This window comes from Methylobacterium sp. J-077 (assembly GCF_022829365.1).
In the GTDB taxonomy this organism is placed as follows: domain Bacteria; phylum Pseudomonadota; class Alphaproteobacteria; order Rhizobiales; family Beijerinckiaceae; genus Methylobacterium.
In genome coordinates this window covers 35,038-50,375 of record NZ_JAKSYJ010000215.1, presented here as the reverse complement: position 1 = coordinate 50,375, position 15,338 = coordinate 35,038, and the positions used below count along the sequence as shown (strand labels likewise).

At 72.4% G+C, this 15,338-nt stretch carries 17 protein-coding genes and 2 riboswitches; of the genes, 7 read left to right on the top strand and 10 right to left on the bottom strand.

Annotated elements, in window-relative coordinates; genetic code table 11:
• Positions 1–42 precede the first annotated feature (42 nt).
• On the top strand, positions 43–693 hold the full coding sequence (locus MKL11_RS26205; protein ID WP_243948643.1) for a hypothetical protein: 651 nt from the start codon (positions 43–45) through the stop codon (positions 691–693).
• 264 nt (positions 694–957) lie between these two features.
• Entirely contained in the window at positions 958–1,176 is a 219-nt protein-coding gene (locus MKL11_RS26200; RefSeq protein ID WP_243948641.1) for a hypothetical protein, read from the top strand.
• Positions 1,177–1,191: 15 nt separating this feature from the next.
• On the opposite strand, the gene MKL11_RS26195 is transcribed toward MKL11_RS26200, so the two are convergent.
• The 7 genes from MKL11_RS26195 to MKL11_RS26165 all read right to left on the bottom strand — a co-directional run bounded on the left by MKL11_RS26195 (position 1,192) and on the right by MKL11_RS26165 (position 6,914).
• Positions 1,192–1,482 (bottom strand): hypothetical protein, encoded by a 291-nt coding sequence (locus tag MKL11_RS26195; protein ID WP_243948632.1) that lies wholly within the window; start codon positions 1,480–1,482, stop codon positions 1,192–1,194.
• 258 nt (positions 1,483–1,740) lie between these two features.
• Positions 1,741–2,418: a carbonic anhydrase gene (locus tag MKL11_RS26190; protein ID WP_243948630.1), complete on the bottom strand. Its 678-nt coding sequence runs from the start codon at positions 2,416–2,418 to the stop codon at positions 1,741–1,743.
• A gap of 162 nt (positions 2,419–2,580) precedes the next feature.
• Positions 2,581–2,880, bottom strand: a complete 300-nt coding sequence (locus tag MKL11_RS26185; protein ID WP_243948628.1) for a hypothetical protein — start codon at positions 2,878–2,880, stop codon at positions 2,581–2,583.
• Positions 2,881–3,151: 271 nt separating this feature from the next.
• A complete protein-coding gene (locus MKL11_RS26180) occupies positions 3,152–5,032 on the bottom strand; it encodes a sensor histidine kinase (protein WP_243948626.1) in 1,881 nt (626 codons plus the stop codon).
• Between the two features lie 160 nt (positions 5,033–5,192).
• A complete protein-coding gene (locus tag MKL11_RS26175; protein WP_243948624.1) occupies positions 5,193–6,059 on the bottom strand; it encodes an alpha/beta hydrolase in 867 nt (288 codons plus the stop codon).
• An 80-nt stretch (positions 6,060–6,139) separates the two neighbouring features.
• Positions 6,140–6,574 (bottom strand): GlcG/HbpS family heme-binding protein, encoded by a 435-nt coding sequence (locus tag MKL11_RS26170; RefSeq protein ID WP_243948622.1) that lies wholly within the window; start codon positions 6,572–6,574, stop codon positions 6,140–6,142.
• A gap of 40 nt (positions 6,575–6,614) precedes the next feature.
• On the bottom strand, positions 6,615–6,914 hold the full coding sequence (locus tag MKL11_RS26165) for a hypothetical protein (RefSeq protein ID WP_243948619.1): 300 nt from the start codon (positions 6,912–6,914) through the stop codon (positions 6,615–6,617).
• Positions 6,915–7,071: 157 nt separating this feature from the next.
• Here MKL11_RS26165 and argE point away from each other — a divergent pair, with 157 nt between their 5' ends.
• Together argE and MKL11_RS26155 are read left to right on the top strand one after the other, a co-directional pair.
• The gene (argE, locus tag MKL11_RS26160) at positions 7,072–8,256 is read left to right on the top strand and encodes an acetylornithine deacetylase (RefSeq protein WP_243948617.1); all 1,185 of its coding nucleotides are present in this window, start codon (positions 7,072–7,074) and stop codon (positions 8,254–8,256) included.
• A gap of 180 nt (positions 8,257–8,436) precedes the next feature.
• A complete protein-coding gene (locus MKL11_RS26155; RefSeq protein ID WP_243948616.1) occupies positions 8,437–8,904 on the top strand; it encodes a DoxX family membrane protein in 468 nt (155 codons plus the stop codon).
• A 164-nt stretch (positions 8,905–9,068) separates the two neighbouring features.
• Here the strand turns inward: MKL11_RS26155 and MKL11_RS26150 are convergent, their stop codons facing one another.
• The 3 genes from MKL11_RS26150 to MKL11_RS26140 all read right to left on the bottom strand — a co-directional run bounded on the left by MKL11_RS26150 (position 9,069) and on the right by MKL11_RS26140 (position 10,933).
• Positions 9,069–9,674: a glutathione S-transferase gene (locus tag MKL11_RS26150; protein ID WP_243948613.1), complete on the bottom strand. Its 606-nt coding sequence runs from the start codon at positions 9,672–9,674 to the stop codon at positions 9,069–9,071.
• 216 nt (positions 9,675–9,890) lie between these two features.
• Positions 9,891–10,316: a GFA family protein gene (locus tag MKL11_RS26145; RefSeq protein ID WP_243948610.1), complete on the bottom strand. Its 426-nt coding sequence runs from the start codon at positions 10,314–10,316 to the stop codon at positions 9,891–9,893.
• Between the two features lie 281 nt (positions 10,317–10,597).
• Positions 10,598–10,933 (bottom strand): hypothetical protein, encoded by a 336-nt coding sequence (locus tag MKL11_RS26140; protein WP_243948609.1) that lies wholly within the window; start codon positions 10,931–10,933, stop codon positions 10,598–10,600.
• A gap of 145 nt (positions 10,934–11,078) precedes the next feature.
• Positions 11,079–11,182, top strand: a riboswitch (glycine riboswitch).
• A 3-nt stretch (positions 11,183–11,185) separates the two neighbouring features.
• A riboswitch (glycine riboswitch) is annotated at positions 11,186–11,292 on the top strand.
• A 70-nt stretch (positions 11,293–11,362) separates the two neighbouring features.
• Between MKL11_RS26140 and MKL11_RS26135 the strand changes: the two genes are divergently transcribed.
• The 3 genes from MKL11_RS26135 to MKL11_RS26125 all read left to right on the top strand — a co-directional run bounded on the left by MKL11_RS26135 (position 11,363) and on the right by MKL11_RS26125 (position 15,223).
• Positions 11,363–12,625: a D-amino acid dehydrogenase gene (locus tag MKL11_RS26135; RefSeq protein WP_243948607.1), complete on the top strand. Its 1,263-nt coding sequence runs from the start codon at positions 11,363–11,365 to the stop codon at positions 12,623–12,625.
• A 289-nt stretch (positions 12,626–12,914) separates the two neighbouring features.
• Entirely contained in the window at positions 12,915–14,048 is a 1,134-nt protein-coding gene (locus MKL11_RS26130) for a pyridoxal-phosphate dependent enzyme (protein WP_243948695.1), read from the top strand.
• Positions 14,049–14,101: 53 nt separating this feature from the next.
• Positions 14,102–15,223 (top strand): DSD1 family PLP-dependent enzyme, encoded by a 1,122-nt coding sequence (locus MKL11_RS26125; protein WP_243948605.1) that lies wholly within the window; start codon positions 14,102–14,104, stop codon positions 15,221–15,223.
• Positions 15,224–15,338: the final 115 nt, after the last annotated feature.

Genomic DNA, 15,338 nt, shown 5'->3' with positions numbered 1-15,338 from the left:
CGGAATACGCTACCTGTTCCGTCCGGCTGAAGGGAACACGGTATGGGCCTGTCGGAGGACGAGATCGAGGCGCGGCTCGCCGTGCTGCGGCGGCAGCGCGAGGCGCTCGACCGGGAGATCGCCGATCTCGTGCTCTACTTGGAACTCGGCCGGCGCCTGAGCGGTGCGGCGAGCAGGCCGGCCGCCCCCGATCGGGACGAAGACGTCGGCGCAGGCCGCACGGCCCGTCCGGCGCCGGAACCGCGGGGGGGTACGGCCCGCGACATCCCGGTCGATCCCGGTCCGCCGTCCACCGCTCGGCCGGTCCCGAACCCGACCCGGCCCGAGGCCTGGTCCGCCGCACCGCACGGAGCCCGGCCCCTCCCGGCGCGCGAGGAGCCGGACGGGATCCCGCCGGCGATCGCCTTCACGGAGGATGCGGCGGGGGCCCGCCGCTACGGCCGGGCGCTGATGGAGGCGGCCTGCGGGGCGATCCTGGCGGCGGGGCGGCCGCTGCATGCGGGCGAGATCCTGGAGATCCTTCTGGTCCGCGGCTTCACCCTGCCGGGGCGCGACCCGGTGGCGGCCCTCAACACCCGCCTGTGGAAGCGCGCCGGCCCCGGGGGACCCCTGCGCCGGGTCGCCGAGGCCACCTATACCCTGGCCGGGGAGGCGGATTCTTCGTCCGCGGGGAGCCACGATCCGGAGGCCTGAGGATGTGACGGAGGGAGCGTGTATCGCCGCGGGCCGGTCACGATGGCGTGACGCCGCGCGCCCTTGAGCCGATCATGGCTCCTGTTGACCCATTTGGGGGACGCGCGGCCGCGATCCCGCCCCGTAGAATCCCCGATCGCCCGAATCGAATCGTCGCGGGCGCGGTCGGTCGATCGAGACTGGCGGCCCGGGGATCGTGAGCGGGAGATCGGGAGCCATGCACAGCGACACGCGATCCCGCTCGGCCGGACCGGAGGCAGGGCCGTGACGACGGCTCTGGTCGCCCCGGCCGTGCAGGCCTGCGCCTTCGCGCTGGGCTGTGCGGTGATCCACGCCGCCCGGGGGCACGCGGAGATCCTCACCCGAATGCTCGTCGCCGCGGTGATCGTCGCGGCCGTCCTGGTGCTGCTCGTCGCCTCCCTCGCCTGCGCCCCGGAGGCGGACGAGGTCTTGGAGCCAATCCCGGTTTCCGCAGGCTCGTGAGCGACCCATCGGGCCTCAGTTGATCAGGCAGAAGCCGGCGCCGGTGCCGACGCGCCTGTCCTGCGCGCACCAGGGCCTGGGGGCCGCCCGGAGCGCCTCCTTGGGCAGGTCCGCCGGGCTCTTCAGGGCCGAGGTGGTCTGGGCGGCCTCGGGCTCCGGGTGACGCAGCGCGAGGCTGTCGAGGAGGATGCGGGGCTCGGACCCCAGGCTCGCCGCCATCGAGGGGCCGCCGTCGGGCCGGTCCTGCGCAGGGGCGGCCCCGGTCAGGACCAGGCAGACGATCGGGGCCGCGAGGAACCTGAGCATCGACGAAGCTCCCTGCCGAGGACGCGCGTCCGGCGGATCCCGAACTCACGGGACGGCCGGACCGGGCGAGTGTGACGACGGCATCTTAAAAGGGCGCGAAGATTCAGGCTTAACCGGATGCCAAGATCGTGGATCGAAGACTCTATACAGGCGGACAAAGTCGTCGGCCCGGGTGTCGATCAATCGTCGGCGCTTCGAGACACCCCGGAAAACATCCCGTCCGGGCCGAACGGGCGGGTCCGGCGCAGGGCAGGGCGCCTATGCCGCCCGCATCCGGTCGCCCGGCAGGGGCGCCTGGGCCACCGGCATGTCCGCCTGGGCGATCGGCCGGAACCGTCCGGTGACGCCGTCATAGGCCAGGAGCGCGCCGGACTCGATCTCGAAGAACCAGCCGTGCAGGCGCAGGGAGCCCTTGGCCAGGCCGGCGGCGACGCTCGGATGGGTGCGCAGGTTGGCAAGCTGCACCACGACGTTCTCCAGGGCGAGCGCCCGGTGGCGCTCCTGCGGGTCCATCCCCTCGGGATAGGCCTCGCAGACGATGCGCTCGGCGGCCTCGGCGTGGCGCAGCCAGGCCGCGACGCTGGGCATCTTCTTCAGGAGGTCCGGCTTCATCAGGCCGCTCATGGCGCCGCAATCGGAATGGCCGCAGATGACGATGTCGCGCACCCCCAGGGCCATCACGGCGTACTCGATCGCCGAGGAGACGCCGCCGACCACGTCGGAGGCGGGGGGCACGATGTTGCCGGTGTTGCGGCAGACGAACAGGTCCCCCGGCCCGGCCTGGGTGATGTGCTCGGGCGAGACCCGGGAATCCGCGCAGGCGATGATCAGGGCGCTCGGGTGCTGCCCGTCGCGCACGAGCTGCTGGTACATCTGGCGCTGGCCCGGGAAGACGCTGCCCTGGAAGCTGGCGATGCCCTGGATGATGCTGTTCACGGATGCGGTCTCTGCGGCAGGGAATTGGGTCGAGAGTGGTTCGGACGGGGATCGGCACGCGGGACCCCGGGCGCTGCGCCGTCTCGGCACTGCATCGCGGGTCGAGCCTGCGGGAGATCGGAGGAGGCCGCCCGACCGGGGTCGGGGCGGCCCTGGGGCTGCTCAGCGCCGGGCGCGGCGTTCCGCACGGCCGGAGGCCCAGTGCGGATCGACCACGCTGCCGCGCGAGACCGTGGCCCCGGCCCCGTCATGCACCATCGGGGCACCGAGGATCTGGCCGCTGCCCATGCGCTGCGAATGCAGGGAGCGCGGATCGTGGGCGGGATCGCTGACGTAGGAACTCATGTGGCCGCCGCCCGCGGGCTGCCGGCTGCCCTCGCCGGCCTGGGCCGCCATCGGCACGGCCAGGGCACCGGCCAGGAGGCCGAGGGTGAGGAAGCGCCGGGTCGTGATGCGCGTCATGTAAGGCTCCACCCGTGTTCGTCATGCTGGCTCGGGACACCGCGTTCCGTGCCGATGAATCGAACATAGCCGCCGCCGTTCGAAGTCGATGTGCGGACCAACACAGTAAAACAACGTAAAATTTAATCCCTATCGCCGGCTTATTTGTGCGGATCCGCACCTCGGCACTGCGACATCTGTCGAAGGCCGGGATGAATCGGCCTCGCGCATATGCAAGCGGCCGCTGCGGGGCGGGGCGCGAGCCGGTCCCGATCGGCGGACGGGGGCCGGATCAGTCCAGCCCATGCCCGTGCCGGATGTCGCCCACCGGGGCGACCATCCGCAGGGCGGCGGGGTCCGGTCCGAGGGCGACGGGCAACGGTGCGGCCGCCGCATAGACGAGGCCCCCCGGCGCGTAGACCAGGGTGGCGCTGTCGCGTCCGGCCAAGCCGCGCTCCAGCAGGCGGGTGCCGAAGCCGCGCCGCGACGGCGTGGCGACCGGCGGGCCGCCGCGCTCGCGCCAGGTGATCCGCAGGGTCCGGCCGCCCCCGGGGGCGGCCTCCAGCGCCCAGCCGAGCACCGCCCGCCCGTCCGGGACCGAGAGGGCGCCGTACTTGACCGCGTTGGTGCACAATTCGTGCAGGATCATCGTGAGCGCGAGCGCCATTTCGGGGGGCAGGCGCAGGTCCGGCCCGTCCAGGGTGACGCGCGCCGCCTCGCCCTGGAACGGACGAAAAGCCTGGTCGGCGATCCCCCGCAGGTCGGCGCCGATCCAGCTCTCCCGGGTCAGGATGTCGTGGGCCCGGGACAGGCTGAGCAGCCGCGCCTCGAAGGCCTCGCGCCCGGCCGCCGCGCCGTCGCCGAGATGCTTGAGGCTCTGGGCCGCCATCGACTGCACGGTGGCGAGGGTATTCTTCACCCGGTGGTTCAGCTCGTCGACCAGGAGGCGGTGCGCCTCCGCGCGCCGGGCGAGCTCGGCCGCCGCCGCCGTGAGGGCGTCGGCGATCATCGCGCCCTCGCGCACGATCGCCCGGGGCAGGGGCGGCAGCGGCGCGTCGCGGCCCAGCGCCTCCGCGGCCGCCGCGAGATCCCGCAGCGGCCGGGCGATCAGGCCGGCGAGCAGCCAGGCGAGCAGGGCCGCCGCGAGCGCCACCGCGCTGCCCGCGGCCAGGATGTTCCAGCGCAGGGCCGCCACTGCGGCCAGTGCACGGTCCTCGGTCTGGCGCACCACCACTTGCCAGCCGAGGCCGGGATAGGCGCGGTATCCGTTCGTGCGCGCGCTCGCGCTGAGATAGCCGGCCTGGCCGTCGGGCCAGGGTCCGAGCCGGCTCGTGCCCTGCGGGTCGAGGGCGCGCCCGCCGGACAGCACGGTTTCGGGGAGGCGGGTGCCCTGCAGGGCCGGGGGGCCGAGCAGCACGGTGCCGTCCCGGGACAGGATCAGGATCTCGGCCCCGCTGCGGTGGCTCCGCAGCGCGCCTTCGAGGATGCGCGCCGTGTCGCGCGCCCAGGTCCAGTCGAGATGGGCGGCGAGCACCCCGACGAAGCGCCCGTCCGGGGCCCGGACCGGGGCGGCGAGGTCGAGGAGGCGCAGGGGCTCGCGGGCCGCGGCGTCAGGCGTCCTCGGCGCCAGCGCGGACTGCAGGAGCTTGGCCGGATGCACGTCTCCCACGAACGGTCTTTCGCGGGCACTCTGGAAATAATCGCGGCCGGAGACGTCGGCCCCCTCCAGCGCGCCGGTGCTGGTGACCGCGACGCGCCCGTCCGGATCGATCAGCCCGATGATCGAGTAGGCCGGGTAGGTCGCCTGGAGGCGCTCCATCACGGCGCGCTTGGCCTCGGCCCCGGTGCCGGGATCACGCAGGCTGTCCGAGGCGGCGGCGATCTGGATGTCCCGCCAGCGCTCGAACATGCCGAGATCGAGGCTGCGCGCCATCTGCCCGGCGATCTCGGCGAGCTGGCCGCCGACCTCGGCCTCGAGCCGATGCGTCGCCTCGCGGCTCACCAGGATGGCCAAGGCCAGGGCGGCGAGGAACCCGAGCGTCCCGAAGCCCAGCGCCAGCACCAGGCGCAACCGCGGCACCATGAACTTCCGGCGGCCGGGATCGGTCAGGTCCGCCGGCTCGCCCTGCGATCCCGACGCCGCTGCAGGCCCGGATCGGGCGACTGCTTGCATCCGCTCTCCCCGGGACCCGGCTTGCTGCCCGCCTCCGGGCCGGCCCGTCTCAGCACGCGCGGGGGGCCTCAGCAAGGCCGTACCGGCGCGGGGCCATCGGTCGTGCGATCGTGTGTTGCGCAGATGCACCCCTCCTGCATCCCCGGCCTCGCCCGTGGGCTCAGCCCCCGAGCAGCGCATGCGCCGCCCGCACCAGGATCCCGCCCGGCCGACGCAACTCGCCGAGCACCGAAAAATGCTCGGCGCCGGGCACCGGCAGCAGGGGACCCGGCGCATGGGCCGCCGCCCGGAGGGCGTGCAGGTTGCGGGCGTCGTGGATCAGGGCCGGCAGCTCGCGGCTGCCGTAGGCGAGGCACAGCGGCTTGACCACCACCGGCAGGCGCAGGGGCGACAGGGTCTCGACCTCCGCCTCGGTGAGGCTGAGCGTGTCGTCGAGGGCGGTCTGGCGGATCGGCGCGAGGTCGTAGACGCCGGAGATCGCGAGCCCCGCGGCGACCGCCGGGTGGCCGAGATGCAGCCCGGCCAGCAGCGCGCCCGCCGACCAGCCGGCCAGCACCAGGGGGCCGCCGATCCCGTGCGCGGGTCCGTGGCTGCCGATCCAGTCGAGCGCCGCGCCGATCTCGGCCGCGATCCGGGTCAGGCTCGCCTCCGGGGCGAGGGTGTAGCCGACCATCGCCACCGACCAGCCGGCCGCGTTCGGGCCCTCGGCGAAGCAGGCGAACAGCTCCCGGGCGCCGCGCTGCCAGTAGCCGCCGTGGAGGAAGACCAGGGCGGGGGCCGAGGCGTCGCGAGCCGGGTAGAGGTCGAGGGCGTTGCGGGCGCCCGGGCCGTACGGGATGTCGAGACCGGCCGGATGCGCGGCCCGGTAGGCAGCCGAGGCGGCGTCGCGGGCGGCCACCTGGGCGGCACTGTCGGCGACCGCGCGGGTGTTGTCGTAGCAGGCGCTGCGGGCGTCCCGGTCGAACGCGGCCCAGCGGCGGCGCGGATCGGCCGGAGTCGGATCGTCCAGGCGGAAATCCAGAACCATCGTGGGTTGTCTCCCGGCCTCCCGCCACACCATGACAGCCCGCCGGGCAAGGGTCGAGAGAGGTCGTCGAGGCGCCCGGCTCAGGGAGCCACGCCGGGATCCTGCGCGCCGATCGCCCGCAGGGCGGCGCGGGCCACCGCGACATCCTGGTCGCTGGCGCCGGAGCCGACCCCGATGCCGCCGAGGCAGGCGCCGCCGATCACGATCGGCAGGCCCCCCGGGAGGTTGGTCAGCCGGCCGCCGGAGGCGAGGGCGACCGTCACGGCGAGGTCGGCGGGGAGCCGGCCGGTGGGCGCGCCGTTCGAGGCGGCGGTGACCGCCTTGGCGAGCGCACTCTCCCGCGACAGCAGCTTGGCACCGTCCATGCGCAGGAAGGCGAGCAGATTGCCGTCGGCATCGACCAAGGCGACGTTCTCCGGCACCCCGATCGCCTCCGCATGGGCGACGGCCGCCTGGAGGGCGGTCAGCGCCGCCGCATGGGTGAGCCGGGCGGCGGGACGGGTGGTGGCGGTCATCGCAGGTCTCGGACGCGGTCTCGGCGGGGGAGGGGGCGGGTCAGAAGCCGGGCCAGGCCCCCGGGACCGTGCCGCCATAGCCCCAGCCGGTGAAGGGCGGAGCCGCGACCCGCTCCCGGGTGGCTGGAGGCAGGACGCGCGCCAGGGGCCGCGGTTCCTGCCAGGCCCGCCAGCCCCGGAGCCGGTCGCGCTCGGCCATGCGGGCCAGCGTCGCGTCCATGTCGGATGCCGCTCGGCGGTGCGGTTCCCTCGGGCGGGGGCGGGCCTCGACCGGGGCGATCGTCAGCAGCAGCGCCGCCGGCAGCAGGACCGACAGGATCGGGACGGGCGCGGGGCGCATGATTCTGGCTCGGCTGCGCGGGCTATCCGCCGCCTACGCCGCTGCGCGCTTCCGGTTCCGGGGCGATCCTGATGGCAGGGAGGTTTTTGCCGGTCCGGAACCCGCGAAAACCCCGTAGGATACCGGGCGCCTTCACCCGCAAGATGCGAGCTGCCCGATGCCGATCCCCGCCCAGAACGCTCCCGCGCAGGATCCGGTTGATCTGCTCGAGACCCTGGTGGCCTTCGACACCGTGAGCGCCCGCTCGAACCTGCCGCTGATCGAGTGGGCGGACGGCTATTGCCGCGCTCACGGCGCCGCCATCGCGCGGGTGCCAGACGCCACCGGGGCGAAGGCGGCCCTCCTCGTCAGCGTCGGCCCGTTCGAGACGCGGGCCGGCTACGTGCTCTCCGGGCACAGCGACGTGGTGCCGGCCGAGGGCCAGCCCTGGTCGTCGGACCCGTTCGTCCTGCGGGAGGAGGCGGGCCGGCTCTACGGACGCGGCACCTCCGACATGAAGGGCTTTCTCGCGGTCTGCCTGGCGCTGCTGCCGGAGATGGTGGCGGCCGAGCTTGCGACGCCGCTCCACATCGCGATCTCGTACGACGAGGAGGTCGGCTGCCTCGGGGTGCGCCCGCTGATCGCCCGGATGCTGGAGCGGGGGCCCCGCCCGCTCGGCTGCTTCGTCGGCGAGCCCACCGGGATGGGCGTGGTGGTCGGGCACAAGGGCAAGTCCGCGTCCCGCCTCACCTTCCGGGGCAAGGCCAGCCATTCGGCCCTGGCGCCCGCGGGCGTCAACGCGGTGGAATACGCCGCCCGCTTCATCGAGCATGTCCGGCTGTCCGCGGAGGCGATCGCCCGGGACGGCGCCCGCGACCCGCTCTACGACGTGCCCCACACCACCGGCCTGTCGAGCGTGGTCCGGGGCGGCTCGGCGCTCAACATCGTGCCCGACACCTGCAGCGTCGAGTTCGAGGTCCGGGCGATCGGCGCCGACGATGCCGGGGCGCTGGCGGCGGCCGCGATCGCCTACGCCACCGAAACCCTGGCGCCGCTGATGCGGGAGACGGACCCGGCCTGCAGCGTCGAGGTCGAGCCGCTGATCGACTATCCCGGCCTCGACACCGACCCGGAGGCGGCGATCGTGACGCTCGCCAAGCGGCTGGCCGGGCGCAACGCCCATGGCAAGGTCTCCTACGGCACGGAGGGCGGGCTGTTCGCGCGGCTGGGGGGCGTGCCGGCGGTGGTGATCGGCCCGGGCTCGATCGCCCGGGCCCACAAGGCCGACGAATACGTGACCCGGGACGAGCTCGCCGCCTGCGCGGACTTCGTCCGGCGGCTGATCCGGGACTGCCGGGGCTGAATTACGTCGAAGCCTGGCGCGGCCTTCCCCGCGCAGAGCCCGCGCAGCGTGCGCCGGCCGCGGCCCCCGATGGCCGGTCCCGCGAAGACATGCCGGGCGGCGACACCGAAACCTTTGCGCCGCTCGCGGCTTGGAGCAGCGGCGGTCCGCGGGGCCGGATCGGGAATCGGCGGACAGCGCATGGCCAGCCTCAGCATCGCGATCGCGTTCGGCGTGCGCCTGCTCCTGGTGCTGCTGTTCCTGCCGTTCAGCGCGCTCGACAAGATCCTCAACTTCAAGGGCGCGGTCGGCCAGGCCCGGCAGGCGGTGCACGCCACCGCGCCGGCGACCCTGCTGATCCTGATCGGGCTCGGCGTCGAGATCGGGATGTCGCTGTGCATCCTCACCGGCACCGCCGACCGGGCGGCGGCCTTCGTGCTGGCCGGCTATTGCGGCGTCACCGCGCTGCTGTGGAAGCAATTCTGGGCGCCCGGCGACTTCTGGGCCGGCGGCAAGGGCCGCGAGCTTTTTTGGGACTTCTTGAAGAACTTCGCGCTGGCGGGGGGGTTTTTGCTGATCACCTTCGGGACGGGCGCCGGAACGGTCCAAGATTTCTTCGCCGACCCGATCGCTTCGTCCCACCCCTACGCGGTCCAGGCCCGGCCTTAGCGCATCGTGCCGGGTATCGAAACCGGCATGATGCGCTAGGTCTTTGATTTTGCATCGCCTTTTCCGAAAGCCGGCAGCCACCTTTCGGGGCGATGCTCTCGAATCGGGGTTTTCAAAGGGCCCGCGGCCCTTTGGCGGGGTTCGGGGCGCGAAGCCCCGAGGCCTCACACCTTCGGCACGGTAGCGACCATCGAGGGCCGGCCCTCGAACACGGCGGACCAGGCGGCGGTGGCGGGGCGCCCCTCGCGCCAGGCGAGGTCGGGGAAGCGCAGGTCGAGATAGCCCAGCGCGCAGGCCATCGCGACCGTGCCGATATCCAGGACCGGCATGTCGGCGACCAGGGTCTCGAACCGGTCGAGCGCCGCCGTGATCTTGGCCACCTGGCCGGCCTCCCAGGCCTCCCAGCGCTGCGCCTCCGGGCGCAGGACCCGCTCGTAGCGGGTGAGCAGCGCGGCATCGAGCAGGCCGTCGGCGAGCGCCTGCCGGGTGAGCGCGTCCCAGCGCGCCGGACCCTCGGGGAACAGGCGCGGGCCGGCCGACAGCCCGTCGAGATATTCGCAGATCACCCGGCTGTCGTAGAGCGCGGTGCCGTCCTCCAGCACCAGGGCCGGGATCTTGCCGAGCGGATTGTGGGCGGCGACCTCCGGGGAGGGGCCGGTCGGCGAGGCCCCGGCGGCGGTGACGGCGATCTTGTCGATCAACCCGGTCTCGTGGGCCAGCACCAGCACCTTGCGGGCATACGGGGAGGCGGGGGAGTAGAGGAGCTTCATCGGACCGTCCCGGTTCGTGGTGACGCCCCGACCTTGCACCCCTGCCGGCCGGAATCCAGCCCCGGCGCGGCAGCCGGGTTTCCAAAGGGCTCAGCCCTTTGGCGGGGTCTTGGGGCAAGATCTCCGGGCCGTGGCCCCGGCGGATCGGGCGAAGCCCGGCACCAGGGCTCCGCCCTGGACCCGCAAAAGGTCACGGACCTTTTGAAACCGGGCCTTTCATGCGCGATCCGTGCCGGCCGGGTCGAACCGCAGCGTGCCGGCCCGGCGGGTCGGCTGGCCGGTGTCGCTGGTGTGGTTGACCCCGTCCATCACGGGCACCGCGGGGAAGTCGAACGGGCTGACCCCGTCCAGGCAGGCTACGTTCACCGCGTAGAGGGCCTGGTTCGAGCGCCGCTGGTGGTGGGTGTAGATCCCGCAGCGGGAACAGAAGAAGTGCTCCGCCGTCCCGGTGTGGAAGCGGTAGCTCGTCAGCGTCTCCGCGCCCGCCAGTATCTCGATCCCGCCCGCCTCCGCCATGGCGACCACGGCGCCGCGCATCCGGCAATAGGAGCAGGTGCAGCGGCGGATCGAGTCGAAGCCGTCGCCGAGGGTCGCCCGGAAGCGCACCGCGCCGCAATGGCATTGGCCAGCCTGGAGGGTCATGGTGCCCGGTCCCGTTCGGATCCCGCCTGAGGTATCCCCGGAATCCGGGCCGGACAATCCATGAAACCCTCACGCGGCGCGTGAGGAAAACGCACGCGACGGCACGCCGGAGAGCGGCGGGCAGATCAACCTGTGATCATTCCTGCTCTCCGTATGGCAGCAGCCGGTCTACAACTGGCACAAAGACCTGAGCCCACGCGGCGCTGACGCACTCTGATCCGCGTGCATAGATCTGCCACGTGCGTGGCCCGTTCTTTCGAAGCGGACGCATCCGGCATCCGCTAACCCGCCACGTCCAGGCTCCGAGCCTCATTGACGAGGTGGTAGAACCGGCCGTCGAACATCTGCATCACCGCCTCGGTGGCGGCGTGGGATTCCGGGCGGATCGAGGAGGCCAGGCAGGCGTCCAGCGCCGCCTGGTCCGGAAAATCCATCTCCAGGATCATGGCGATCGGCCGCGCGTCGGCATCCTTGGAGATGAGGCGCTGCACCCGCACCGCGGTGACCCCGGGGAAGCGCCGCCAGAACGGCTCCAGCTCGTCCCGGACCCGGCGGAAGAACTCGTCCTCGCGGCCGTCGCGCACCGTGCCCTCGTAGATCGCGGTCCTGGTCAGCATCGGGCCTCTCCTGAGCGTCGCGCGGTCAACCGCCGAGCGCCGGGATCGCTCCCGGCGGGTGACAGGGCGGCCGCGCTGTCCGCCGGGGCGGGAGTTTCGGCCTTCTCCCGCGCCCCCGAATCGGGATATCGGATCCTCAGCCCATCGCGACGATGCGGGAGAGACCGGGATCCACCCGCCAGAGGGGGACCCGGCGCCGACGGAGCAACCGCCCCGGAAACTCTCAGGCACCGGAACCGTGTCGTCAGGGCGATCTGGAGAGCGGTGCAGCGGATCTTCCGTGGGCACCCGCCGAAGGGGACGTCCGTGCCAGCCTCGCCAGGGCCGGCCGGATCAAGCTCTCAGGCACCGGGACAGATGGGGCGCGACAACCGGCCGACCCGCAAGGGGAGGGCCTCACCGCGTCCGCACGTCCCGGAGTCCCACAGCATGACCCATATCGCCATCATCGGCGCCGGCATCACCGGCGTGACCACCGCCTATGCGCTCGCCCGGCGCGGCTACCGCGTCACCGTCCTCGACCGGCAGCGCTACGCCGCCATGGAGACCTCCTTCGCCAATGGCGGCCAGCTCTCCGCCTGCAACGCCGAGGTCTGGAACAAGCTCTCCACCGTGCTCCACGGCGTCCAGTGGATGCTGCGCCGCGACGCGCCGCTGCTGATGAACCCCACCCCCTCCTGGCACAAGCTGTCCTGGATGGCGGAGTTCATGCGCGAGATCGCCCATTACCGGCAGAACACCGTGGAGACCGTACGGCTGGCGCTGAAGGCGCGCGCGGCCCTGTTCGCCATGGCCGAGGCCGAGGGCATCGATTTCGACCTGAAGACCCGCGGCATCCTGCACTTCTACCGGGACCGGGCGAGCTTCGAGAAGGCGCACGCCGTCAACGCCCTGCTGCGGGAGGGCGGCCTCGAGCGCTACGCCGTGACCCCGGAGGAGATCCGGGCGATCGAGCCGACGCTCGCCGGCGCCTACGCGGGCGGCTTCTTCACGCCATCCGACGCCACCGGCGACATCCACAAATTCACCCGGGGCCTCGCGGCCGCCTGCGCCCGCCAGGGCGTCCGCTTCGTCCACGACGCCAGCGTCGAGACGATCGCGGCCGGGGCGGGGGGCTACGCCATCGGCTGGCGTCAAGCCGACCGGCCGGCCGCCGACCCGCAGGCGCTGCAGGCCGACGCGGTGGTGATCTGCGCGGGCTGCGCCAGCCGGCGCTTTGCCGCGATGCTGGGCGACCGGGTCAACGTCTACCCGGTGAAGGGCTACTCGATCACCGTGAACCTGCTGACCCCGCAGGCGCAGAAGGCGGCTCCGGAGGTGAGCATCCTCGACGAGGCGGCCAAGATCGTCACCAGCCGGCTCGGCGACGAGCGCCTGCGGGTCGCCGGCACCGCCGAGTTCAACGGCTTCAACCGCGACATCCGCCACGATCGGGTGCAGCCGCTGATCGACTGGACCCGGGCGCAGTTCCCGCTGGTCGACACCGACCGGGTGGTGGCCTGGAGCGGCCTGCGCCCGATGCTGCCGAACATGCTGCCCAAGGTCGGCCGCGGCCGCCGGCCGGGGGTGTTCTACAACACCGGCCACGGCCATCTCGGCTGGACGCTCTCGGGCGCCACCGCCGAGCTCCTGGCCGAGGCGGTGGCCGCCGAGCACGCGCCGGAGGCCGTGAGTTTGAACCTGGCGGCCTGATGCAGCCTGGAAGTCGGGGTTCCCAAAGGGCAAGCCCTTTGGCGGGTGATCAGGGCGGAGCCCTGATGAGGCGGGCGAGCTTCGCTCCGCACCCGACGAGATCCCGGACGTCCCACGGCCGACGTGCCAGACCGGATTATTCTGTATACACTAGAGCATCATCCCGAAAGGTGGTTTCCGGCTTTCGGAAAATATGATGCAAAATCAAAGGCCTAGAGCATCGTCCCGGTCCTGGTCCCCGGGACGATGCTCTAGCCGAGCCGCCCCGGATTCCCGAGCCGTGATGCGCATGCCCCCTGCCTATATCGACCCCGCGACCGGCGCCTCCTACCCGATCGAGATCCCGCGCTGGCGCGGCGAGTCGGGCGGCCCGCTGATGATCTCGCCGCTGCCCGGGATCGAGCGGGGGCAGATCGATACCGGGGAGCGCTCGCTCTGGCGCTACGCCGCGTCGCTGCCGGTGGCGGTCACGGATCCGGTCTCGCTGGGGGAGGGCTGCACGCCGCTGGTGCGCCGGCCCTGGCGGGGGCGCCAGGCGCATTTCAAGCTCGAATGGTTCGCCCCCTCGGGCAGCTTCAAGGATCGCGGCGCCTCCGTGATGCTGTCGATCCTGCGCCAGCAGGGCATCGATGCGGTGCTGGAGGATTCGTCCGGTAACGGCGGCGCCGCGGTGGCGACCTACGCGGCCGCCGCCGGGATGCGGGCCAAGATCCTGGTCCCGGCCTCGACCTCGCCGGCCAAGACCGTGCAGATGCGCGCCGTCGGCGCCGAGGTCGAGCTGATCCCCGGCACCCGCCAGGACACCGCGGACGCGGCCGTGCGGCAGGCCGATGACATCTTCTACGCCAGCCACAATTGGCAGGCGCATTTCCTTCAGGGCACCAAGACCCTCGCCTACGAGCTGTGGGAGGATCTGGGATTCAGCGCCCCCGACGCGGTGATCATCCCGTGCGGGGCGGGCAGCAACGTGCTCGGCTGCGACATCGGCTTCTCGGAGCTGCTGCGCCGGGGGGCGATCGCCCGGCTGCCGCGCCTCTACGCGGTGCAGCCGGCCCAGTGCGCGCCCCTGCATGCCGGCTTCCAGGCGGAGGCCGAGGATTATCTGCCGGTGACCCCGGGCCCGACGCTGGCCGAGGGCGCCTCGATCGCCCAGCCGGTCCGCGGCCGGGCGGTTTTGGCGGCCTTGCGGCGGTCCGGGGGCGGCACCGTGGCTGTGTCCGAGCCGGCGATCGAGGCGGCGCTGATGGAGCTCGCCCGCTCCGGCCTCTACGTCGAGCCGACCTGCGCGATGGCCGCGGCGGCGCTGACCGACCTGACCGCCAGCGGCGCGATCGGGCCCGACGAGACCGTGGTGGCGGTGCTCACCGGCACCGGCATCAAGGCGACGCCGCGCATCGCCGAGCTTTTGGGTGTTGCCCCATGAGCCCCTGACGGGACTGCGAAACCATAAGACGCGACGACCTGGAGGAAAAACCCATGCGCAACAACATTCCCGCCCGCGTCGGCATGCCGGTGGAGGAGGTCGACACCCCCTGCCTGATGGTCGATCTCGACGCGTTCGAGCGCAACGTCGACAAGCTCGGGCGCTTCATGAAGGCGAACGGCCTGCGCCACCGGGCGCACGCCAAGACGCACAAATCCTCCGACATCGCGACGGTGCAGATCGAGCGCGGCGGGGCCTGCGGCGTCTGCTGCCAGAAGGTCAGCGAGGCCGAGGCCCTGGTCAGCGCCGGCATCCGCGACGTGCTGGTGTCGAACCAGGTCGTGGCGCCCCAGAAGATCGAGCGCCTGGCCGCGCTCGCCAAGCGGGCGCGGGTGCTGGTCTGCGTCGACGACCTCGGCAATGTCGATGATCTGTCGGCGGCGGCGGTCAAGTACGGCGTCACCCTCGAGGCCCTGGTGGAGATCGATGTCGGCGCCGGCCGCTGCGGCGTCGCCCCGGGCGAGCCCGCGGTGGCGATCGCGAAAAAAATCGCGGCGGCGCCGGGGCTCACGTTCGCCGGGCTGCAGGCCTATCAGGGCAAGGCGCAGCACGTGCGCGACTACGCCGAGCGCAAGGCCCTGATCCAGGCGGCGATCGACGAGACGAAGCGCACCGTCGACCTGCTGAAGGCCGAGGGGCTCGCCTGCGATATCGTGGCGGGCGCCGGCACCGGCAGCTTCGCCCTGGAGGGCGGCAGCGGCGTCTACAACGAGCTGCAATGCGGCTCCTACGTGTTCATGGATGCCGACTATCAGCGGGTGAAGGATGCGAGCGGTCAGCCGATCGGCGACTTCGAGAACAGCCTGTTCATCGTCACGTCGATCATGAGCAAGGCCAAGGCCGATGTCGCGATCTGCGACGCCGGCCTGAAGGCCCAGAGCATCGACAGCGGCCTGCCCCTGGTGTTCGGCCGGAGCGACGTGGAATACGTCAAGTGCTCGGACGAGCACGGGGTGATCAGCGATCCCGGCAACGTGCTCAAGCTCAACGACCGCCTGAAGCTGATCCCGGGCCATTGCGACCCGACCGTCAACGTCTACGACTGGTATGTCGGCGTGCGGGACGGCCGGGTCGAGGCGGTCTGGCCGGTCACCGCCCGGGGCATGACCCTGTAACGGGTTTCCAAAGGGCGAGCCCTTTGGCGGGTGCAGGGCGGAGCCCTGATGCATCACGGCAGGGCTCCGCCCTGCACCCGCAAAAGGTCGCAGACCTTTTGAAACCGTGACTTTG